Here is a 23051-nt window from a genome sequence, read left to right as displayed (position 1 = left end):
AGACTTCTTATGAGTGAAAACAAAGAATTTTTAGCTACTGAACCTGTCGGAAAACTTTTATTAAAACTGGCAGTTCCATCCGTTATATCACAACTTGTAAACATGCTCTACAACATTGTAGACAGAATCTACATAGGACATATTCCAAAAACCGGCAGTCTTGCTCTCACAGGCCTCGGTGTCTGTATGCCCATCATTATGATAATATCCGCTTTTGCTGCTCTTATCGGCTTTGGCGGTGCTCCGAGAGCTTCAATTTTTATGGGCAAGGGCGAAAATGATACAGCCGAAAAAACTCTTGGAAACTGTTTTACCATGCAGATTATCATTTCAATTATCCTTACCATTGTATTATTATCCGGTAACAGATTTTTCCTCATGGCTTTCGGCGCAAGCAGCAACACAATTGATTATGCTTCAAGCTATATGAATATCTATGCCCTTGGAACAATATTCGTACAGCTCACTCTCGGCATGAACGCTTTCGTAACAGCACAGGGATTTTCAAAAACCGGAATGTTAACCGTAATCATAGGTGCTATATGTAACATCATTCTCGATCCGATTTTTATTTTTGCACTCGGTCTTGGCGTAAAGGGTGCTGCAATTGCCACTGTAATATCACAGGGAATTTCATGTATATGGGTTATCTCATTCTTAACAGGCAGAAAAACATTTTTAAAGATAAAGAAAAAATATATCATTCCTTCTGCCGAAATAATTCTTCCATGTATGGCTCTCGGCGTTTCAACATTTGTCATGCAGGCAAGCGAGAGTGTCATTTCCGTATGTTTTAATTCATCACTTTTAAAATACGGCGGTGATGTCGCCGTTGGTGCCATGACTATACTTACAAGTGTACTGCAGTTTGCAATGCTGCCACTACAGGGTATCGGTCAGGGTGCACAACCGATTACCAGCTACAACTACGGAGCAAAAAATGCTGACCGTGTAAAAAAGACATTTCGTATACTTATTACCGTATCACTCAGCTATTCAATCATATTCTGGGCATTGATACAGCTTTTCCCTGGTGTATTTGCAGGAATTTTCAGTTCAGATAAAGAACTTGTTACATTTACCGCCGGCGCACTCAGAATTTACTGCGGTATGTTATTTATGTTTGGAATACAGATTGCATGCCAGATGACTTTTGTTGCCATAGGCAATGCCGTATGCTCGGTCATTGTTGCTGTCGTGAGAAAGTTCGTTCTTCTTCTCCCGCTTATCTACATAGTGCCGCATTTTGTTTCAAACAAAACAAACGGAGTATATATGGCTGAACCTGTTGCCGACTTCATAGCAGTATCCTTTACGGTAATCATATTTTTAGTTCAGTTTAAAAAAGCACTCAGTAAATTGAAATAAATTTAATAATATACTTGCCTAATTGAGAGAAATTTAACACTATGCAAGTATAGTTGAAAAAATGTCAATTATAACTTTAATTTTCTTCAACTTTTGGTACTTTTTTCTATTGACAAATTGCCCCTTAAAAACTACCATACATTAGTAAAAGAAAAAGGAGGCAATTATTATGAGATTATGGAAAAAGGCAGTCAGCCTTGTACTTGTATCTGCTATGGCATTTTCTATGTGTGCATGTGGCAGCAAGAAGGACGAAGGCAGCAAATCAGCAGACACATTTAAGATTGGTGGCATCGGACCTACAACAGGTGATGCAGCTATCTATGGAAAAGCCGTCCAGAACGGTATCAAGCTTGCAGTAGACGAGGTTAATGCCGCAGGTGGTATTAACGGAAAGAAAATTGAATATAAATTTGAGGACGACCAGAACGATACTGAGAAATCAGTAAATGCCTACAACAGCTTAAAAGACTGGGGTATGCAGATACTTGTAGGAACTGTTACATCAAACCCTTGTACAGCAGTTGTTGAACAGACACATAATGACAACATGTTCCAGCTTACTCCATCAGCTACAGCAGTAGAGTCAATTCAGTATGACAACGCATTCCGTATGTGTTTCTCTGACCCTAACCAGGGTAGTGCTTCTGCTGATTATATCGCAGACCACAAACTTGCTTCAAAAATTGCAGTTATTTATAACAGTTCTGACCCTTACTCTTCAGGTATCTATCAGAAATTTGATGCCGAGGCAAAAGCAAAAGGACTTGATATAGTAGCTGCCGAGGCATTTACTGCTGACAGCAAGACAGACTTCTCAGTACAGATTCAGAAAGCTAAGAGTGCCGGTGCTGAAATGGTATTCCTTCCTATATATTATCAGGAGGCATCTCTTATCCTTGCTCAGGCAAAGAAGGCAAACTTCACACCTAAGTATTTCGGATGTGACGGTATGGACGGAATCCTTGCACTTGACGGATTTGACAAAGAACTTGCTGAGGGACTTATGTTCCTTACACCATTTACACCTGATTCAAAGGATGACAAGACTCAGACTTTCGTAAAAGCATACAAAAAAGCATTTAATGACACACCTATCCAGTTTGCCGCAGATGCCTATGACTGTATCTACACTATAAAAGCTGCTGCTGAGAAAGCAAAGCTTACACCTGATATGAGTATTTCTGATATGTCAGACGCATTAAAGAAATCAATGACTGAAATTGAACTCAGCTGTCTTACTGCTAAGAGCATCAAATGGTCATCAGACGGTGAACCTACAAAAGAGCCTACTGTCGTAGTTGTAGAAAACGGTTCTTACAATATAGCTGAATAAAGTTTATAAACACCAAAATCCGAATTAGACAAAATGTTACTGAATAACGTATTTTGTGGATTTTAAGCTTGTTATATGATATTATAAAGTCTGTATGAGATTTAAATCTCATACAGACTTTAATATTACTGTTCACACTCAAATTTAAACAGTAACACTCTACATTTAAAGAAACAGGAGGTAAACCATGAGCTTTATATCGTATTTATTTAACGGATTAAGTCTCGGAAGTGTTTATGCAATAATTGCCCTCGGTTACACAATGGTATATGGTATTGCAAAAATGCTTAACTTTGCACATGGAGATGTAATCATGATTGGTGCTTATGTTTCTCTTCTTTCCATGACAAATGCAGGCATTCCGGCATTTCCGGCACTTATTATTTCAATTGTTGTCTGTACTGTTTTAGGTATTGTCATTGAGAGAATTGCATACAAACCACTTAGAAATGCATCTTCTTCACTTGCGGTTCTTATTACTGCAATCGGTGTCAGCTACTTACTTCAGAATGTTGCACTTTTACTTTTTGGAGCCAATGCACAGACTTTTCCATCAATCATCAAATGGGAAGGACTTTCATTAGCCGGAGGAAAACTTAACCTTTCCGGTGAAACTATCATTACAATAATAGTTTGTATCATCATTATGATAGCTTTAATGTTCTTTGTACAGAAAACAAAGCCGGGTCAGGCAATGCGTGCTGTATCTGAAGACCGTGGTGCCGCACTTCTTATGGGTATCAATGTAAACGGAACAATTGCTCTCACATTTGCAATCGGCTCAGGACTTGCAGCTATCGCAGGTGTACTTCTCTGCTCTGCTTACCCAAGTCTTACACCTTACACAGGTGCCATGCCCGGTATCAAAGCGTTCGTTGCCGCCGTATTTGGTGGTATCGGTTCAATCCCGGGAGCATTTATAGGCGGTATTCTTTTAGGTATTATTGAAATATTTGGTAAGGCCTATATTTCATCACAGATGGCAGATGCAATTGTTTTTGCTGTACTTATTATCGTCCTTCTTGTTAAACCGACAGGACTTTTAGGCAAAAAAATTCAGGAAAAAGTATAGGAGGCAGGTATATTATGTCAAAGAAATTATCTAAACAAAAATTAAATGATATTATCACTTATGGTATAGTTATAGCTGCTTTTATTATAATGCAGATTCTTATAAATGCCGGAGAGATTTCTTCTCTCTTCCAGGGACTTATGGTTCCTTTGTGTACTTATATCATTCTCGCCATTTCGCTTAATCTTGTCGTAGGTATTCTCGGAGAATTAAGTCTTGGACATGCCGGCTTTATGTGTGTCGGTGCTTTCACAAGTTCCTTCTTCTCAAAAGCTACACAGGATACTATCACAAACGGAACACTTAGATTTTTTATCGCACTTCTAATAGGAATAGCGGTGGCAGCCATATTCGGAATTATAATAGGAATTCCTGTTTTGAGATTAAATGGTGATTATCTTGCAATAGTTACACTTGCATTTGGGGAAATCATCAAGAACCTTGTTAACGTTCTTTTTATAGGAAAAGATTCAAAAGGATTTCATTTTTCAACAAAAGATGCGGTAAGTTTAAATCTCGAACCTGACGGAAAAATTATCGTGAACGGTCCTCAGGGAATTACGGGCACACCTAACGATTCAACATTCTTTATCGGTTTTATACTTATTCTTATAACATTGTTTATAGTATTAAACCTTATACATTCAAGAGACGGTCGTGCTATCATGGCTATCCGTGACAACAGAATTGCCGCTGAATCAATCGGTATAAACATTACAAAATATAAACTTATGACATTCACTATATCTGCTGCAATGGCAGGTGCAGCCGGTGTCCTTTATGCACACAACCTCTCAAATCTCACAGCTAATACAAATAACTTCGGTTACAATATGTCTATAAACATTCTTGTATTTGTTGTTCTTGGAGGTATCGGAAATATCAGAGGTTCTGTCATAGCCGCTGTTGTACTTACACTTCTTCCGGAGCTGCTCCGTGGAATGTCAGATTACCGTATGCTTATCTACGCAATAGTTCTTATTGTCATGATGCTCTTTAACTGGGCACCAAAAGCAATTGAATGGCGTGAAAAACACCTTTCATTTAAGAAAAACAAAAAGGAGGCTGCATAAAATGGAAAATTTATTAGATGTACAAAATCTTGGTATTTCTTTTGGTGGTCTTCGTGCCGTAAACAACTTTAGTATCAACATTAAAAAGGAACAGCTTTACGGACTTATCGGTCCAAACGGTGCCGGAAAAACAACTATTTTCAACCTTTTGACAGGTGTTTATAAACCTGACAGCGGAAAGATTATTCTCGACGGAAATGACCTCACAGGCAAATCCACAATTGAAATAAACAAATCAGGAATTGCAAGAACATTTCAGAATATAAGACTGTTTTCACAGCTCACCGTACTCGACAATGTAAAAACAGGTCTACACAACAATCATCACTATTCAACACTTGACAGCATACTCAGGCTTCCACGTTATCATAAAGTTGAAAAAGAAATGAATGATATTGCTATGGAACTTCTCGAAGTGTTCGGACTAAAAGATGATGCATATGTTGAAGCACAGAATCTCCCTTATGGACAGCAAAGAAAACTTGAGATTGCACGTGCACTTGCAACAAATCCTAAACTCCTTCTTCTCGACGAACCTGCTGCCGGCATGAATCCAAACGAAACAGAAGAATTAATGGATATGATAAAATTTGTAAGAGACCATTTTCATATGACAATTCTTCTCATTGAACATGACATGAAACTTGTAAGCGGAATATGCGAGCAGCTTACCGTACTTAATTTCGGCGAGGTTCTTGCACAGGGCGATACATCAGACGTGTTAAACAACCCACAGGTTATCAAGGCATATTTAGGTGAATAATTATAGAAATGAGGGATAAAATTATGGCGATGCTTGAAGTTAAAGATTTAGAAGTATATTACGGTATGATACAGGCAATCAAAGGTATCTCTTTTGAAGTAAATAAAGGTGAGGTTATCGCACTTATCGGTGCCAATGGTGCCGGCAAAACTACTACTCTTCACACTATCACCGGTCTTCTCTCTCCTAAAAAAGGAAGTGTTATTTTCGAGGGAGAGGACATAACAAAGATACCTGCACATAAAATTGTATCAATGGGAATGGCTCATGTTCCCGAAGGCAGACGTGTTTTTGCGGATTTAAGCGTGTACGAAAACCTTAAATTAGGTGCATACACACGAAAAGATAAAGAGAATTTAAACAAAGATTTAGAAAATATATATAAAAGATTTCCAAGACTTGCCGAGAGAAAAAATCAATCAGCAGGTACATTGAGCGGCGGTGAGCAGCAGATGCTCGCAATGGGACGTGCACTTATGTCAAAACCATCTATTATACTTATGGATGAGCCATCAATGGGACTTTCACCTATCCTTGTCAATGAGATATTTGATATTATCGAATCCATCAGCAAATCGGGCACTACTGTTCTTCTTGTAGAACAGAATGCTAAAAAAGCTCTTTCTATCGCAGATAGAGCATATGTACTTGAAACCGGAAAAATTGTCACAAGTGGAAAAGCAAGTGACCTGCTTGAAGACGATTCGATAAAGAAAGCTTATTTAGGTGAATAAATAGCCAAGCTTTAGCGAGTTTGGCATTAGAAGAATATATAGGAATCTTAATAAAGATGCCATTATACATTCTTCTGTAATCCACTACTCTTTACTTTATATCTTTAATAAAAATAAAGGAGGTATTACTATGGGAAATATGATTATTACTGTTTCACGCCAGTATGGCAGTGGTGGAAAGACTATCGCTGCCATGCTTGCCCAGAAACTTGGTATCAACTGCTACAGTCGTGAAATTCTTAAAATAGCTTCTGAGGACAGCGGAATCAACGAAAGGCTTTTCGGTATGTCAGACGAAAAACTCCGCCATGCCGTATGGCTTAAAACATTAAGCCATACTTATACAGGTGAACTTCTTCCTCCTGAAGATAAGGGCTTTACTTCCGATGACAACCTTTTTAATTATCAGGCCAAAACCATCAAGGAACTTGCCGAAAAGGAATCCTGCATCATTGTAGGAAGATGCGCAAACTACATTCTGAAAGACAACCCTAATGTACTCAGCGTGTTTGTTCATGCCGATGAAAACTTCTGCCTTGCAAGGGCCATGGAACGTAACAGTTTCAGCGAGAAAGAGATGAAAAAATTTATTGAGCGCACTGATAAATACCGTTCTGACTATTACCGCTATCATACCGGACACCACTGGACTGACGCAAGATATTATGACCTTTGTCTTGACAGTTCAAAACTCGGTTTTGAAAATTGTGCCCTCGAAATAGAGGAATATGCAAAAATCCGCTTTGGAAAATAAATACTAAATCAAAATCTTATAACAGACAGCTATAAATTTCATTCATCCCGTTAATGCGGATGTCTAAAATTTATGGCTGTTTTTGTTTTATATAAAGATTGATATATACGCCTATTTGAATTATATTATTAACAACGATATATTTTAAAGATTCTTATTTATAATAAAAAACACATGACGCAAGGGTCAAAATACCTTTTGACCTCAACATCATTACATACATATAAAAGGAGGTATCTATGAATTTTTTTGAATTTACCGACAAAGAATTATTTTTCCGCAATGACGGCGAACTTGTAATTATTGCTGCATGGGGTGACAACAGTCTGCGTGTGCAGTCATCACTCATGGATAAAATCCCGGATGGAAATGCTGCTCTTATCAATCCCAATGTAAACAATCCGTCAGATATTGACATCCGTATAATTGACGAACGTCATGCCGTTATCAAAAACGGACTTATCACAGCAAAATTATATGTTCAGGAATGGGGAAATGCTTTACAGATTTCTTTTTATAACGGGCAGAATAAACTTCTGCTTCGTGAAATCAGCAACGGCGGTGCATTGACAAGAAAAGCACGTTATTTTCACACTCTCAACGGTGGCAGTTATAAATTAAGGGTCAGTTTTGAACCTTCACCCTCTGAAAAAATATACGGAATGGGACAATATCAGCAGGAAATTTTTGACCTTAAAGGCTGCAATCTCGAACTTGCACACCGAAATTCACAGGCAAGTATTCCTTTTTATATTTCAAATCTTGGATATGGTTTTCTCTGGCACAACGCTGCCGTCGGCGAAGTCCATTTCGGAAAAAATACTACTGAATGGATTGCCGAAGATACAGACAAGATGGACTATTGGATAACAGCCGGCAACTCTCCGTCACAAATTGAAGAACAATTTGCCTGCTGTACCGGAAAATCCCCTATGATGCCGGAATATGGTCTTGGATTTTGGCAATGTAAACTCCGCTACTACAATCAGAAACAGGTACTCGACATCGCAAAAGAATACAAAAAAAGAAATATTCCCGTTGATGTTTTAGTTATCGACTATTACCACTGGCCACATTGCGGTGACTGGCGTTTTGATGAAGAATATTTCCCTGAACCTGAAAAAATGATAAAAGAATTGCACGACATGGGCATTGAAACGATGGTTTCCATCTGGCCACAGGTTGAATGGAACAGTGAAAATTTTGAGGAAATGAAGCAACAAGGGCTTCTTGTAAAACAAAACTCAGGTATAGACGTTCAAATGACCTTCCACGGAAACAACGTATTTATGGATGCAACTAACCCTCGTACAAGAAAATATGTCTGGGAAAAATGCAAAAAAAATTATGCTGACATGGGTGTAAAAACATTTTGGCTTGATGAAGCCGAACCTGAATTTACAAATTACAATTATGAGCGTTACCAATATCATGCAGGGCCTGTTTCAAAAGTAGGAAATATATATCCCAGAGAATATTCCAGACTTTTTTATGAAGGCCAGAAAGAAATGGGACAGACTGATATAGTCAATCTCGTCCGCTGTGCATGGGTAGGAAGTCAAAAATACGGTGCCCTTGTGTGGTCAGGTGACATTTGGTCTTCATATGAAGATTTCCGTAAACAGATATGCGCCGGACTTCATATGGGACTTTGCGGCATCCCGTGGTGGACAACAGATATAGGCGGATTTCATGGCGGAAATATTGAAAGTGATGATTTCAAAGAACTTTTACTCCGCTGGTTCCAATTTGGAACTTTCTGTCCTGTTATGAGAATACACGGCTGCCGCCAGCCATACACCAATTTAAAAAATAAAGCCGGTGAAGTTCGTGAAGGAACAGGTGCAGATAATGAAGTATGGAGTTATGGTGAAGATGCAGAAAAAATTATGGTCAAATTCATTCATGTACGCGAACTTATGAAAGACTATATACGTGGTATTATGAAAGAAGCACATGAAAAAGGAACTCCTGTCATGCGTACACTTTTCTACGAATTTCCTGATGATAACTGCTGGGACATTTACGACGAGTATATGTTTGGAAATGAAATTCTTGTTGCTCCTATATGCCATGAGCACGAAACCAGACGAGAAGTTTATCTGCCGAAAGGTCACTCATGGACATCTGCCCACAACGGCGAAGTCTATGAAGGCGGCAAAACCTATAATATCGATGCACCAATCGATACCATTCCGGTATTCCTTAAAGATGGTTCAAATAAATATCTTATTGGAGAAATTTAATGGAGGATATAATATATGAAAAAAATAAATATTGACAATCTGATTTCAGAAATGACACTTGAAGAAAAAGCTTCTCTTTGTTCTGCTGCCGATGCATGGCACACAAAGAAAATCGAAAGGCTTAATCTGCCTTCAGTCATGGTTTCAGACGGACCTCACGGACTTCGCAAGGAGGATGACAGCCCTGCTCATTTTGGACTTCTTGAAAGTATTGAAGCTATATGTTTTCCGACTGCATCAGCTCTCGCATGCTCATTTGACAGAGATTTAATTGAAAATGTAGGAAATGCCCTCGGTAAAGAATGCCAAAGTGAAGATATTTCTGTACTGCTCGGACCCGGTATAAACATGAAACGCTCTCCTCTATGCGGAAGAAATTTTGAATATTTCTCAGAAGACCCCTATCTCGCCGGAGAAATGGGAGCTGCTTTTGTCAACGGTGTACAAAAAAATGACATTGGCACAAGCCTTAAACATTTTGCAGCCAACAATCAGGAATGGCGCAGAATGAGCATAAGTGCTGAAATTGATGAAAGAACTCTCAACGAAACATACCTTACGGCATTTGAAAAAGTTGTAAAACAGGCTAAACCATGGACAATCATGTGCAGCTACAATCAGATAAACGGAGAATATTCCTGTGAAAACAAAGAACTTCTGACTGATACTTTGAGAGACAAATGGGGATATGAGGGACTTGTCATGACTGACTGGGGAGCCATGAATGACAGGGTAAAAGCACTCAAAGCCGGTCTTGACCTTGAAATGCCATCAAGCCACGGTGAAACAGATAAACTTATCGTAAAAGCCGTAAATGACGGTACCCTTGATATTGAAACACTTGATACAGCCGTAAGACGAATACTCACTCTTGTTGACAATTCACTTGATTCAAAAGACAAACATTCAGGCTTTAAATACGATATGGAATGGCATCATGAAATTGCACAGGAGACAGCAGAAAATTGTGCCGTTCTTCTCAAAAATAACGGTGCACTCCCTCTCAGCAAAAACCAGAACATAGCATTTATAGGTGAATTTGCTGACAATCCACGTATTCAGGGCGGCGGTTCAAGTCATATAAACTGCCACAAAATCGATACCGCACTTAATTGTGTAAAAGAACTTGCAGACGTCACATATGCAAAGGGATATAATACAGACAATGAACAGACAGACGAAAACCTCTTAAACGAAGCATTAAATACAGCTAAAAATGCAGATATTGCCGTAATCTTTGCCGGATTGCCGGATGCATTTGAAAATGAAGGTTTTGACAGAACTCATATTGATATGCCAAAATGCCAGAATGAACTCATTGAAGAAATATGCAAAGTTCAAAAAAACGTAGTTGTTGTATTACATAACGGCTCAGCCATCACTATGCCTTGGCTTGGCAAAGTAAACGCCGTTCTTGAAATGTATCTCGCCGGAGAAGCGTCAGGTGCTGCTGCCGTCAACCTTTTATTCGGCATTGCAAATCCATCCGGAAAGCTTGCTGAGTCATTCCCTATGCAGTTAGAGGACACACCTGCCTACTTAAACTTCCCGGGCAACAGGGATAAAGTAAATTACAATGAAGGTGTCTTTATAGGTTACAGATACTACGACAAGAAGAAAATGAATGTTCTGTTCCCATTCGGCTATGGATTGAGTTATACAAAATTCAGATATGACAATATGAAAATAAACGGTAATGATATATCTGAAAGCAATTTTTCATTTAAAGATAATGAAAACGTAAATGTAAGTGTTGATATAACAAACATAGGCGATGTTGACGGCGCAGAAATCGTTCAGCTTTATATCAGAAATCATATTGACGAGGATAACAGACCTGTCAAAGAACTTAAAGATTTTGCCAAAGTTAAACTTGCAGCAGGCGAAACAAAAACCGTAACTTTCACCCTGAACTTTAGAAGCTGGGCATATTATAATGAAACCATACATGATTGGTATGCACCATCAGGCGAATATAAAATACTTATAGGCGCATCATCAAGAGATATTAAAATGCAAAAAGCAGTCTCAATAACATCTACAACTAAAATTCCTTTCGTTGTAAATAAATCAACGACTTGTGAAGATGTTGAACGCTTTGCCAAAAACAAAGCTCCGCTCGATGAAATGCTTATGAAGTGTGTGAAAGCACAGCACAAAGAAGAGTCTCCAAAAACCGAAGAAGAAGAACTTAAAGACCTTAAATGCGGCTTTGGAGGTGTTCCGCTTCATTCTACACTTTCATTTACACCTGATGAATTAAAATACGAAGACATACAGAATGCAATAAATGAAATAAATAAAGGGGAGTAAATATTTTTCGCAACAATCTACCTTATCGTATAAACATTGCCTATCCTATTGGCCAACAGGATAGGCATTTTTATTTTCGCTTGTTTCTTTATCTTTTCCCTAATGCATATGTGCATATTTTTCTTTTGTTGCCATCCCCCCTCTGATATGTCTTTCCGATTTGTTCAAGTCTAAGATTTTTCTTACTTCAATTGCTAATGACGAATCTATATTTTCAAGTCTTTCAGTGAGATCTTTATGAACCGTCGATTTGCTGACACCAAATATTTTGGCAGCCTGCCTTACAGTAGATTTATTTTCTATCATATAATTGGCAAGACTTATTGCTCTCTGACTTAATCTTTCATCTGCTATGTAAGTATTTTTCCTTCTCCTGTTCCTAAATTTTGGCTTTTCCACTTTAAAAGCTCCTCTTATTTTTTTACATCTTATGAGAAAGCTGTTTATTTTATGACAGGCTGTTAAGGAAATTTATTTTGCCTGAAAATTCTTGACTTAAAATCTATTTTTCATTACACTAAAAATAAATATCAACAATTTATGAACGGAGGAGTTATATGCCATTTATTGATTCAAAAGTAACAGTTTCACTTTCAGCTGAAAAAGAGGAAAATATTAAACAGAAACTCGGACAGGCTATCGGAACACTAGGCAAAACAGAAAGCTTTTTAATGGTTGGTTTTGAAGATGATTACAGCCTTTACATGGGCGGAAACAAATTAGAAAAAGGTGCTTTTGTTTCGGTGCGTGTATTCGGTAAAATCAACTCATCACAAAGCAATGAAATGACAGCAAAAATCTGTCAGATATTTGCCGATGAACTTGATATTCCGGGTCAAAATGTATACGTCACATTTCAGGGCATAGCCGACTGGGGCTGGAACGGAAACAATTTCTAATATAATTTTAGTTATTGTTCACACCGACATAATGTTCACATCCGCGTTGTGATTGACAAATAACAGATATGTCATTAAAAACAAATAAGCAGACAATAATATTCATATTTATTGTCTGCTCTTTTATTTTTATCTTCTTTTATTTATATATTGCACTAATCTAATCATGTACTTTTAAGCCATGAAGCATTTTTACAAATTCAGGATTGCTATGGTCTACAATCTCACTGTGTCCAAGGTCAAGTTTTGCAATTTCTTTCATATCTTCATCTGAAATCTCAAAATCCCATACATCCATATTCTGTTCCATGCGTTCTTTGTGAACTGACTTCGGTATTACCACAACACCTCTCTGCACATTCCATCTGAGAGCTACCTGTGCCGGTGTCTTTCCGTACTTCTCACCTATAGCAGCAAGAACCGGATGTGTAAATATTCCATGATTTCCTTCAGCAAACGGTCCCCATGCTTCCGGTACAACTCCGTACTCTTTCATAATGCTGAGTGCATTTTCCTGTTGGAAAAACGGATGTAATTCCACCTGATTTACCATCGGTTTTATGTCTACTGTCTCACAAAAATCTGCCAATATATGAGGATAGAAATTGCAAACTCCGATTGCTTTAAGCTTGCCTTCTTTGTACATTTCCTCCATAGCACGGTAAGCACCATAGTAATCACCCATCGGCTGATGAATAAGATATAAATCTAAATAATCTGTTCCAAGTTTTTTCAAAGATCTCTCCACAGCAGCTTTTGCACCTTCATAACTTGCATCCTGTACCCATAACTTTGTAGCAATAAAAAGTTCTTCTCTAGGCACTCCGCATTTTGCGATTGCTGCTCCAACAGCTTCTTCATTCATATAAGCTGCTGCCGTATCGATAAGACGATATCCGCTTGCAATTGCATCTGTGACAGCTTTTTCGCACACATCAGCTTCAGGAACCTGAAAAACTCCAAATCCGAGAAGCGGCATTTTTAATCCGTTACTTAATGTAGTGTATTCCATAATTTTACTCCTTTCAATTCTCTTATAACGTTGTCTGGTGTAATGTATCATTGATACAGTACACTGGTTATTTTCCATTTTTAATGGAAGATTTAAAGAATTATCTCTTAAATTCATTGTCTAAATTATAGTGTTAAATTCCTCAAATGAACAATATTTAATTTTTATACTGCTATTCATTTAATGAATACTATATATTGATTTATAATATAAATCTGCTAAACTGTTAATTAAGTAAAACAAGGAGGTTTTTAATCATGTTAGAAACATACCAGCTTGAGCAGCTTATAGCTTTTGCAGAATACAAAACTCTGTCCAGGGCAGCCGAAGTCCTTCATATTTCACAGCCTTCTTTAAGCCGTACTATGCAGCAGATTGAAAGTGAATTTCAGGTTTCTCTCTTTGAAAGACAGAAAAATAAAATCACTCTTAATGAAAACGGCAGGCTTGCAGTCTCCTATGCCAGAAAGATAGTGGATGATGTTAATGACATGGTATTCCATGTGCGTTCATTTGACCGCATGAACAATACAATAAGCGTTGGCTCATGTGCTCCCATGCCAAGCCAGCTGCTGACAAAACTGCTCCGCAGCATTTATCCTGACATGACACTTTCCTCCGAAGTAAAAAAGACTGACGTTTTAACAGTCGGTCTTTTTAATGATACATATGATTTTATAATTCTTCCGCAAAAACCTGATAATACAAGCGGACTCTTTATAAAAACTTTTTCAGAAGAACACCTGATGTTTTGTCCTACAGACACACACAAATTTGCACATGAGAGAAGCCTGCATCTTTATGACATAAATGGTGAAAACATGATAGTCATGCCAAATCTCGGTTTTTGGCGTGATATAATCGACGAAAAAATGCCCGATTCAAAATTTTTTGAGCAGACAGACCGCACGGCATTTGAAGAACTTATCCAAGCCTCAATACTGCCTTATTTCACGACTGACATTGCTTTTAATGATTACATACAGCCAAAAAATCGTGTGTATATTCCTCTCATTGACCCTGAGGTAAACGTAACATTTTTCCTCATTGTCAAAGAAAGTAAAAAACAAAAATTTACGCAAGTGTTTAAAAACATTTGATTATATCTGCTGCATCTGCCTATATTCCAAACATTTCAGCACATATTTTCATGCCTGAATCAGTTTTGAATATTTTGTTATACGCATGCTCAACCGCATCTTTTGACAAGCCATCCTCATACATATTTACAAGGAAATCTGCCTCAACAAGGATTTGATAATCTATCCCATTTATGTCATCATATGTATGATGATGGGCTATAAGATACATCACTCTCTCTGCTACATCTTTCATAAATCCAAGCTTTGCAAGCAATTTTTCTGCAAGCGCAGGTCCCTCTTTTTCCTGAAGTTTTCCATTGCAATTCCCATATTTTTCTTCACACAAATGTATTCCTATATCGTGAGTCAATGCCGCAGCTTCAATAATAAACAATGTGTGCTCATCGACATTTTCCATTTCAGCAATAAGCTTCGCATAACTGTGGACTTTGCAAAAATGCTGTATTCTTTTCGCATCTCCGTTGTATAATTTTATCATTTCATAATGTAATTTATTTAACATATAATTCCTTCTTTCTTTATCTGCAGCTATTTTTATATCCGATACTTTATCCATTATATTTACTTTTTAAGTTGTTTTCAATCACACATTACCGGCATCAATCCACGGCTGATTTTTCTCCCGTTTAGAATATATCTCACAAAGCCACGCTATAACAGCCTGTTTTTTCTGCACAAACGGCTCTCTGTGGCTTAAAAGAATGTATGATGCAGGTATTTTATTCAGCAGGTCTATCTGTTGTTTCACCATTCCTGCATTGTAAACTGTTTTGTTACCCTTATGAGCCGGATATAACGCATCACCAAGCAGACAATATGTCTCATCTGCCATAAGTGCCAGCGAACCTTTCGCATGGCTTGACGGCATTGGAAAAATACTCAGATTTGCTTCTGATTTATCTATGCGTATTTCCTCTTCCACAACTTCCCCAATATGTGTATATTTGTATGTATTTTTTCCCTGATACAGCTTAGACCATTTTATGTATTGCAGATTTGCAATATGGTCAGGATGAAAATGGGATAAAACAATTTTAATATCTTTTCCTTTTTCCTGGGAAATTTTTGAAAGCATGTCCGAGACAAAACTATTTTTTCCAACATCATATACCCATAAATAATCTTCGCCCTCTATAACACATACATTCGCTGAAAGCGGTTGCATAGTTGGTGTGATATAACTGATTTTATCTGTGATATTACGCCACATCGGTATATTATTTTTATCTAAATTTAACTGAATTTTATCCTGCATACAAATCTCCGTTTAAATATTTACTATTTTTGCCACACATTTTTAATTTTAACAACGATTTTGCCGGTACACCAGCCTTACTTACTAATCGTATTATAACATTATATGGCAAATATTTTGCAAAGTAAAAGAGTACCTCTTTAAAGAAGTACCCTTTTATAAAATGAATTGTATAAAATAGTATTATTCAGTTGCCTGAATAGCGTCGTAGCCTGTTTCCTTTGTTCTGATTTTCTGAGCTGTTCTTATCTCATAGCTGAAAATCTTTCCGTCACCTGTCTCTCCCGTAAATGCCGCTTCCTGAATGGCATTTATCGTCTTTTCTTCCCATTCTTCTGATGAGACAACAATCTCAAATTTAATCTTAGGCTGCATCTGCATGTCAACCTGCATACCTCTTACAACCTCTTTATATCCTCGCTGGATTCCACATCCCATAACCTGTGAAACAGTCATTCCATTTACACCTATTGAATTTAATGCAGCTTTTACATCCTCAAACTTTTCTTCTCTTATAAAAGCATCTATTTTAATCATCATATATATCATCCTCCTAGACATACACACTCTTTACTGGTCAAGTCCGTTGAAACTTGGATAAGCACTCTCGCCGTGCTGTGAAATATCAAGTCCAAGCTGTTCCTCACGCTTATCAACACGAAGCGGTGTAAATAATCTTACAATTGCTACGCATATTAAAGTTCCCACTACTGCTACAGCCGCTGTTACTAGAATACCAGCTATCTGTGCAACAAACAAGTGATAATCACCAAATATAAGTCCGTCCCATTTTGCTGTGCTGTTTATTGATTTCTGTGTAAATATACCTGTTGCAATTCCTCCCCAGATACCACCGATACCATGACATCCAAAAGCATCAAGCGCATCATCTATTTTAAGCTTTTTCTTTATAAGTGCCACACCAAAATAGCAAATCGGACTTACAAGTGCTCCGATGATAAATGAAGCCCAGATTGGCACAAAACCTGCTCCCGGTGTGATTGCCACAAGCCCTACAACAAGACCTGTACTTGCTCCGACGAGTGTTGTCTTTTTACTGATAACAGTATCAATAAGCATCCATGAAAGAAGTGCTGAAGCTGCTGAAATTGCCGATGTCATAAACGCATGAGCTGCAAGTCCGTCCGCTTTAAGTGAACTTCCCGCATTGAATCCAAACCATCCAAACCAGAGAAGTGATGCTCCAAGCACAACAAACGGAATATTGTGAATACGGTATGTCGTAACCTCATAACCGCGTCGTCTGCCAAGAATAATCGCAAGTACAAGTGCACTCACACCTGAACTGATATGTACCACATCTCCGCCTGCAAAATCGACAGAACCCATTGCTGCGAGAAGTCCTCCTTCACCCCATACCATATGAGCCATCGGATAATAAACTATTACTGACCATATTGCAACAAATATAAATAATGCCTTAAATTTCATTCTTCCAACAAGAGAACCTGTTATAAGTGCAGGTGTTATCATGGCAAACATCATCTGAAATGCACAGAATACAAGATGCGGTATTGTATCCGCATATGGACCCGGTTTCATTCCGACATGATTTAAACCAATCCATCTTAAATCACCTATAATTCCTCCATGATTGCCTCCAAATGCAAGAGAATAACCAAACAATGTCCACATTACAACTGAAAGTCCCATAATTGAAACACACGCCATCATTGTATTACATACATTTTTTCTCCTTACAAGACCTCCGTAAAAAAATGCAAGTCCCGGTGTCATAAAAAACACAAATGCCGTACAAATGAGCATAAACGCTGTATCACCTGAATTCATAAAACTTTACCTCTCTTCCCAAAATATATTTTCTAAAAAGCAAAAAAGATGCCTAGAGCTTTCTCAAGCTTTAGACATCTTCGTCATGCTTTGCAGTATAGCACAAGTCATTTTTGATTGCAACCATTTTTTTACAGATATATCCAAATTTTGTAACAGTTTAGCTTTTCATCTCCTACATTCATAAAGCTGTCAGCCGCTGCTATGCAGCTACTGTTTATTTAAAATTCTTTACACTGTTTTTCCCCGACATACCGCACAGCCGCCCTTATTCCCGATACAAAATGCACAATCCTTAATTCTTTCCACGCACTCCTTTTTTGTCACAATAAAAATTCCTATACAGCTTTTTACCGGATGCATATTTCCGTTTTCATCAGTGGAAACTCCAACCTTTTCACCATCTGTCAGCTTTACAAGCTTTGGAACCGCATCTACATCCATTCCATAAAATCCCGGTCCGAAAGAGTCCGATACATACTTTTTATGTCTTACGCTATGCTTTCTCTCTATATACTTCCTAAGCCAGTCTCTAAGTACATCTGTCGCTGCTATCATTAAACATTCAACATAATATTTTTCAAGAAGAGAACTTTCTTTTAATTTACTCTCATCAATTTCCTTTATTCCAAATGTATAAAGATAAATGCAGTCTATGTCTCCGTCTTTTACATTCATTCTCTCGAGTGCATTACATTTTATTTTTTCTTCTCCAAACACAAATCTCTCCGATGTAACAACACTCTTATCCAATTGCTTCAATAAAACTTCTATTTTTTTTCCAATAAAAAATTTGTCATATGATGCACTTATGATTTCTTTATGCTGTCTCTTCATCTCCGCATCCATTGTGTCAAATCCACAAGACTTCTCAATTTCTGCTTCCATATCCACAATCAGCTCATTTATTTCCACTTCAAGTATCTCATCTTTCTCCATAAGACACTCCAGCACTTTGCCGTAATTGGCTGCCCTGTGCGGAAAAGTACATTCTGAACAATCTTTTATTTTCTCTCCATTAGCTGTCACAAGATAAACAGGATTTCCGGGACACCCTTTTTTAAGATATAAAGGACAATAGCAGAAAAGGCAATTAAAGTCCTCTTCTGCTATTTTATCTGATACCTTGTGACATGGAAAATATTCGCATTTTTTATTTGAAAAAAATGAATAATTTTCTGCCATTTGTATTCCTCACTTCGTGATATTTTTGTAATATGATATTTAGGTCAACAGATATTTTAAACCTTGTATCACATTATTCACCTGCAATAGCTCTTGCAACGTGAACACCGCTTGCTGACGCATGAGACAGTGAATGTGTCACACCGCTGCAGTCACCGATAACATAAAGTCCCTTAAGCGGAGTTTCAAGATTTTCATCAATCTCAACTTCCATATTGTAGAACTTAACTTCAACACCATATAAAAGTGTATCATCGTTTGCTGTTCCCGGCGCAATTTTATCAAGTGCATAAATCATTTCAATTATTCCGTCAAGTATTCTCTTTGGCATTACAAGACTCAAATCACCCGGTGTTGCAGAAAGCGTAGGTGTCACAAAACCTTCTGCTATACGTGTTGCATTGCTTCTTCTGCCTCTTATAAGGTCACCAAATCTCTGAACCAGAACACCTCCACCAAGCATATTTGAAAGTTTTGCTATACTTTCCCCATATCCGTTACTGTCTCTGAACGGCTCTGAAAAATGTTTTGCAACCAAAAGCGCAAAGTTTGTGTTTTCAGTATGTTTGCTTGGGTCTTCATAACTGTGACCATTTACCGTAACTATTCCGTTTGTATTTTCATTTACGACAACTCCATGCGGATTCATACAGAATGTACGAACCAAATCTTCAAATTTTGCCGTTCTGTAAACAATTTTACTCTCATAAAGTTCATCCGTAAGGTGTGAAAATACTTCCGCCGGAAGTTCAACTCTCACGCCGATGTCAACACGATTTGATTTTGTCGGAATATTAAGCTCTGAACAGACTTTTTCCATCCATTTACTTCCGCTTCTTCCGGCTGAAATTATACATTTATCACACTCATAATCACCCTTTGCAGTTTTTATGATATAACCGTCTCCATTCTGCAAAACGCTGTCTACAGGTGTATCAAAATAAAAATCTACCTTATCTTTGAGTTCAGCATAAAGATTTTCAAGAACAACATAGTTCTTATCTGTTCCCAAATGTCTCACTGATGCATCGAGCAGATGAAGTCCGTTCTGCACACATAATTTCTTTATCTCAGTATTTGCAGTAGAGTAAAGTTTTGTTCCCTCTCCGCCATATTTAAGATTCAATTCGTCAACATAATACATAAGGTCAAGTGCTTTATTTTTTCCTATATATTCGTACAGTGTACCGCCAAACTGATTTGTTATATTATATTTTCCATCCGAGAAAGCTCCTGCACCTCCAAAACCGTTCATTATTGAACAGCTTTTACAATTTATACAGCTTTTTATCTTATCTCCATCTATAGGACAAACTCGTTTTTCAAGAGAATGACCGGTTTCAAATACGGCAACATTAACTTCAGGATTTTTCTTTACAAGTTCATATGATGCAAAAATTCCTCCCGGACCGGCACCTACAATTATAATGTCATATTTCATATAACTTCATCCTCCTTTCAGGATAAAAAACTTTAGAATACAAAAATACAGAAGCATAGCTAAATTTACCTGTACAAGTAATTTAACCCGCTTCTGTATTCATTTTACACTAGATGCATATTTTATGCAATCAGATATATTCCGGTACAACGAATAATTATTTTTTTCGTACTAATATCCTATTTTTTTACTTTAACCGTAATCTTGTAAATCTTCTTCTTAGTAGTAACAGTAACAACTGTAGTACCTTTCTTCTTACCCTTGATTACAACATTATTTCCGCTAAGTGATGCTGTAGCGATAGACTTCTTTGCCACCTTAACTGTAGCTTTCTCAGTCTTATTAGAGCGAACTTTAACTTTGACGCTCTTCTTAACCTTAACACTCTTAGTAACCTTCTTAACTGTAGCCTTTGTTGTAGTAGTATTATTATTTGTCTGCTGCCCGCCGTATACAGAACCGTCTGCATTGTATGCGGCATCGCAGATTTCAATTTTAACATAAGAAGCACCGCTATAAGTATTTGTTGTTACCCAGAGCCAAGGCAGAACTGTCAACGCTTCTTTGTCAAGCTGAACATATTTGTCTTTCCATATCTGGTTGCAGTCAGGCATGTAATCTACATCATATTTAACAATACCTTTCATGTCTCCAACTTCATGCTTACCATTTAATACACCTGTATCTGTAGCTTTGTATGCACCGATGTAACCAAGCTGAAGGTCGGCACTGTTACTAATATCATTGTCCATTGGGTAAACTCTTATACAAGGCTCCTTAATCTTAGACCAGTCTGTCGTCACCGAAATATTCCAGCATACCTGATCAATAACTGCTTTCAAATTGTCTTCTTTAGTTGTTTTCTTTATACCGATTTCGATACCGCCATTGGCATTTACAAACTTTGTAACATCATCCGGACGGGTCTGAAGCAAAAGATCAGAAGTTTCTGCATTTGTATGTCTCATGAACTCGCCTTCCCAAGTTGCAACAACCTTCGGACTTTGGTTCTTTGTATACGGAACAGATTTGATTCCTGTATAGAATGGTTTAGGGTTGATGAACTCTTTGTCTGCAACAGGGTCTAATGTGATGCCATAAACTTTCATGAATGACTCTCCAAGGTCTACATAAGACCAATAACCCTTAGAACGGTCATAGTAATGTCCTTCATCCCACCATACAGGGCACATACCTTTTTCCAATGCTAATTTGAAAATAGTGTCTGCATAGTCTGTTACACCATCTTTGTATCCCTTAACACATCCACATTCACCAAGAATAACGCCGTAACCCTGGTCAGAGAACTTAGGAACAAGACGGCTGAGATTGTTATCCATATCTTTTTTATCCTGCTCTGTTCCCCATGTATCCTGATATCCCCAAGAAGTCGTCACTGTAGCTGAGATTCCATACACAGTTGGGTCGTAGTAATGAACAGAAATACTCATTTTTTTCTTTCCTGTCAATTCTTCGGCTGGGTCATTAGGCATATGGAAACGCTCATCCATAACACCATCATTTACATATGTATCTCCCTCATATCCTCCGATTACACATGACTCATTACCTGTACCCGGAATCAGAAGCTGACGATATGCATTGTTTCCGCCTGAAGCACGAACAATATCAACGAATGTCTGATTGATTTCATTGACCATCTGGTAAATCTGATCTCCATCTTTAGGAAGTTTACCTGTCTGGTCATTCTGTGCTTTGCTCGGGTCTCTGAAATCATCATTTAAACGGCCTGATAACTCTTCGTTTGCACCCTCAAAAATTACATGGTCTGAATATTCTTTGAAACGCTCAGAAAGCTGTTTCCAAATATCTGTATACTTTTTATATGCCTGATAACGGATTGGATTCTTCTTCATGTCCGTCTGTGCCAAAGGAGTACCATCCCATTCTTCAGCACCGAACATTCCCCACCATCCACCATCCCAGTGGATGTTAAAGATAATGTACATTCCGTCATTTAATCCATAGTTGATTACTGTCTCAATACGATCCATAAGCTCTGTACTTATGCGGTAATATGTATCCTCCGTAGCAGGTGTAACACCCTCCATAGGTGTGTTGATAGCATCTACAGCCTTGTACATGTTATTTGCACCTGTTACCTTCTCAACAGTTCCATCTTCCTTTGGAATTTCCATAGTAAGGAAATTTGACCAAGCCACTGGAACACGAACTGTATTTACGCCTGTTTTCTTTAATCCGTCAAAAGTTTTCTGTGTAGCAACAGGATTTCCTGCATTTGTCTCACACTCTTCAACAGTTTTACGGTAACCCGATACATTACTTTCCTCCAACTGATTACCTAAGTTCCATCCAAGACCCATACCATCTTTTGTCATGAACTCTTTTGAAGAAATATTTGCACGCATCAGACCGTTATCTTTTGTTGCGATACCGTTTGCTGATAAATGCTCTGTTGTCAAGTTACTGTCTGAAAGCTTTCCATCTGTTACAACATTTGTATTATTTCTCTGCGAGTCATCTGCTGCACTTGCTTTAGATGAATTTACACCGGAAATATTAACACCTGTCACTAACAAAGAGGCCGCTAAAAGTAAGCCTAATAATTTTTTTCCGTATTTTCTCATAAATACTACCCTTCCTTTCTCTGTTTTACTTCTATCATAAAACGAGACATAAAAAATAACTATCACGAAAGTATCA

20 protein-coding genes are annotated in these 23051 nt (G+C 37.7%); 11 read left to right on the top strand and 9 right to left on the bottom strand.

The features are described from left to right. The first annotated feature begins 9 nt into the window (after nt 1–9). The 9 genes from ACZLXV_RS01295 to ACZLXV_RS01255 all read left to right on the top strand — a co-directional run bounded on the left by ACZLXV_RS01295 (nt 10) and on the right by ACZLXV_RS01255 (nt 11659). Nucleotides 10–1368, top strand: coding sequence for an MATE family efflux transporter (locus tag ACZLXV_RS01295; protein WP_482382258.1), 1359 nt, complete (start codon nt 10–12; stop codon nt 1366–1368). A gap of 169 nt (nt 1369–1537) precedes the next feature. Beyond that, on the top strand, nt 1538–2704 hold the full coding sequence (locus ACZLXV_RS01290) for an ABC transporter substrate-binding protein (RefSeq protein WP_482382257.1): 1167 nt from the start codon (nt 1538–1540) through the stop codon (nt 2702–2704). Nucleotides 2705–2891: 187 nt separating this feature from the next. Continuing rightward, complete coding sequence (locus ACZLXV_RS01285; RefSeq protein ID WP_022224173.1) at nt 2892–3776, top strand: branched-chain amino acid ABC transporter permease; 885 nt, start codon at nt 2892–2894, stop codon at nt 3774–3776. A gap of 14 nt (nt 3777–3790) precedes the next feature. Beyond that, complete coding sequence (locus tag ACZLXV_RS01280) at nt 3791–4849, top strand: branched-chain amino acid ABC transporter permease (RefSeq protein ID WP_482382256.1); 1059 nt, start codon at nt 3791–3793, stop codon at nt 4847–4849. Between the two features lies 1 nt (nt 4850). Next, entirely contained in the window at nt 4851–5612 is a 762-nt protein-coding gene (locus tag ACZLXV_RS01275; RefSeq protein WP_367336489.1) for an ABC transporter ATP-binding protein, read from the top strand. A gap of 23 nt (nt 5613–5635) precedes the next feature. Further along, on the top strand, nt 5636–6346 hold the full coding sequence (locus tag ACZLXV_RS01270) for an ABC transporter ATP-binding protein (RefSeq protein WP_482382255.1): 711 nt from the start codon (nt 5636–5638) through the stop codon (nt 6344–6346). Nucleotides 6347–6476: 130 nt separating this feature from the next. Beyond that, nucleotides 6477–7100, top strand: a complete 624-nt coding sequence (locus tag ACZLXV_RS01265; protein ID WP_482382254.1) for a cytidylate kinase-like family protein — start codon at nt 6477–6479, stop codon at nt 7098–7100. 239 nt (nt 7101–7339) lie between these two features. After that, nucleotides 7340–9346, top strand: a complete 2007-nt coding sequence (locus ACZLXV_RS01260) for a glycoside hydrolase family 31 protein (RefSeq protein ID WP_482382253.1) — start codon at nt 7340–7342, stop codon at nt 9344–9346. A gap of 15 nt (nt 9347–9361) precedes the next feature. Beyond that, entirely contained in the window at nt 9362–11659 is a 2298-nt protein-coding gene (locus ACZLXV_RS01255; RefSeq protein ID WP_482382252.1) for a glycoside hydrolase family 3 C-terminal domain-containing protein, read from the top strand. A 99-nt stretch (nt 11660–11758) separates the two neighbouring features. Here the strand turns inward: ACZLXV_RS01255 and spoIIID are convergent, their stop codons facing one another. Continuing rightward, nucleotides 11759–12013 carry a sporulation transcriptional regulator SpoIIID gene (spoIIID, locus tag ACZLXV_RS01250; RefSeq protein WP_482382305.1) on the bottom strand — a complete coding sequence of 85 codons (255 nt, stop codon included), beginning with the start codon at nt 12011–12013 and terminating at the stop codon, nt 11759–11761. A gap of 203 nt (nt 12014–12216) precedes the next feature. On the opposite strand from spoIIID, the gene ACZLXV_RS01245 reads away from it, so the two are divergent. Then, the gene (locus ACZLXV_RS01245) at nt 12217–12558 is read left to right on the top strand and encodes a phenylpyruvate tautomerase MIF-related protein (RefSeq protein ID WP_482382251.1); all 342 of its coding nucleotides are present in this window, start codon (nt 12217–12219) and stop codon (nt 12556–12558) included. Nucleotides 12559–12718: 160 nt separating this feature from the next. Here ACZLXV_RS01245 and ACZLXV_RS01240 read toward each other — a convergent pair whose 3' ends face one another. Further along, nucleotides 12719–13570, bottom strand: coding sequence for an aldo/keto reductase (locus ACZLXV_RS01240; RefSeq protein WP_482382250.1), 852 nt, complete (start codon nt 13568–13570; stop codon nt 12719–12721). Nucleotides 13571–13827: 257 nt separating this feature from the next. Here ACZLXV_RS01240 and ACZLXV_RS01235 point away from each other — a divergent pair, with 257 nt between their 5' ends. Then, nucleotides 13828–14670, top strand: coding sequence for a LysR family transcriptional regulator (locus ACZLXV_RS01235; RefSeq protein WP_022224200.1), 843 nt, complete (start codon nt 13828–13830; stop codon nt 14668–14670). A 19-nt stretch (nt 14671–14689) separates the two neighbouring features. Here the strand turns inward: ACZLXV_RS01235 and ACZLXV_RS01230 are convergent, their stop codons facing one another. The 7 genes from ACZLXV_RS01230 to ACZLXV_RS01200 all read right to left on the bottom strand — a co-directional run bounded on the left by ACZLXV_RS01230 (nt 14690) and on the right by ACZLXV_RS01200 (nt 22975). Continuing rightward, nucleotides 14690–15175: an HD domain-containing protein gene (locus ACZLXV_RS01230; protein ID WP_482382249.1), complete on the bottom strand. Its 486-nt coding sequence runs from the start codon at nt 15173–15175 to the stop codon at nt 14690–14692. A gap of 81 nt (nt 15176–15256) precedes the next feature. Continuing rightward, nucleotides 15257–15928: an MBL fold metallo-hydrolase gene (locus ACZLXV_RS01225; RefSeq protein ID WP_482382248.1), complete on the bottom strand. Its 672-nt coding sequence runs from the start codon at nt 15926–15928 to the stop codon at nt 15257–15259. Nucleotides 15929–16111: 183 nt separating this feature from the next. Further along, entirely contained in the window at nt 16112–16468 is a 357-nt protein-coding gene (locus tag ACZLXV_RS01220; RefSeq protein ID WP_022224203.1) for a P-II family nitrogen regulator, read from the bottom strand. A 30-nt stretch (nt 16469–16498) separates the two neighbouring features. Continuing rightward, nucleotides 16499–17740: an ammonium transporter gene (locus tag ACZLXV_RS01215; protein ID WP_022224204.1), complete on the bottom strand. Its 1242-nt coding sequence runs from the start codon at nt 17738–17740 to the stop codon at nt 16499–16501. A gap of 231 nt (nt 17741–17971) precedes the next feature. Next, entirely contained in the window at nt 17972–18925 is a 954-nt protein-coding gene (locus tag ACZLXV_RS01210) for a cysteine-rich small domain-containing protein (RefSeq protein ID WP_482382247.1), read from the bottom strand. Between the two features lie 73 nt (nt 18926–18998). Beyond that, on the bottom strand, nt 18999–20366 hold the full coding sequence (locus tag ACZLXV_RS01205; protein WP_482382246.1) for an NAD(P)/FAD-dependent oxidoreductase: 1368 nt from the start codon (nt 20364–20366) through the stop codon (nt 18999–19001). A 179-nt stretch (nt 20367–20545) separates the two neighbouring features. Further along, a complete protein-coding gene (locus ACZLXV_RS01200; RefSeq protein WP_482382245.1) occupies nt 20546–22975 on the bottom strand; it encodes a glycoside hydrolase family 5 protein in 2430 nt (809 codons plus the stop codon). Between the last annotated feature and the right edge of the window lie 76 nt (nt 22976–23051).

This window comes from Butyribacter sp. (assembly GCF_056818865.1).
The sequence above is the reverse complement of the archived record's forward strand: the minus strand, read 5'-3'. Positions and strand labels throughout refer to the sequence as shown.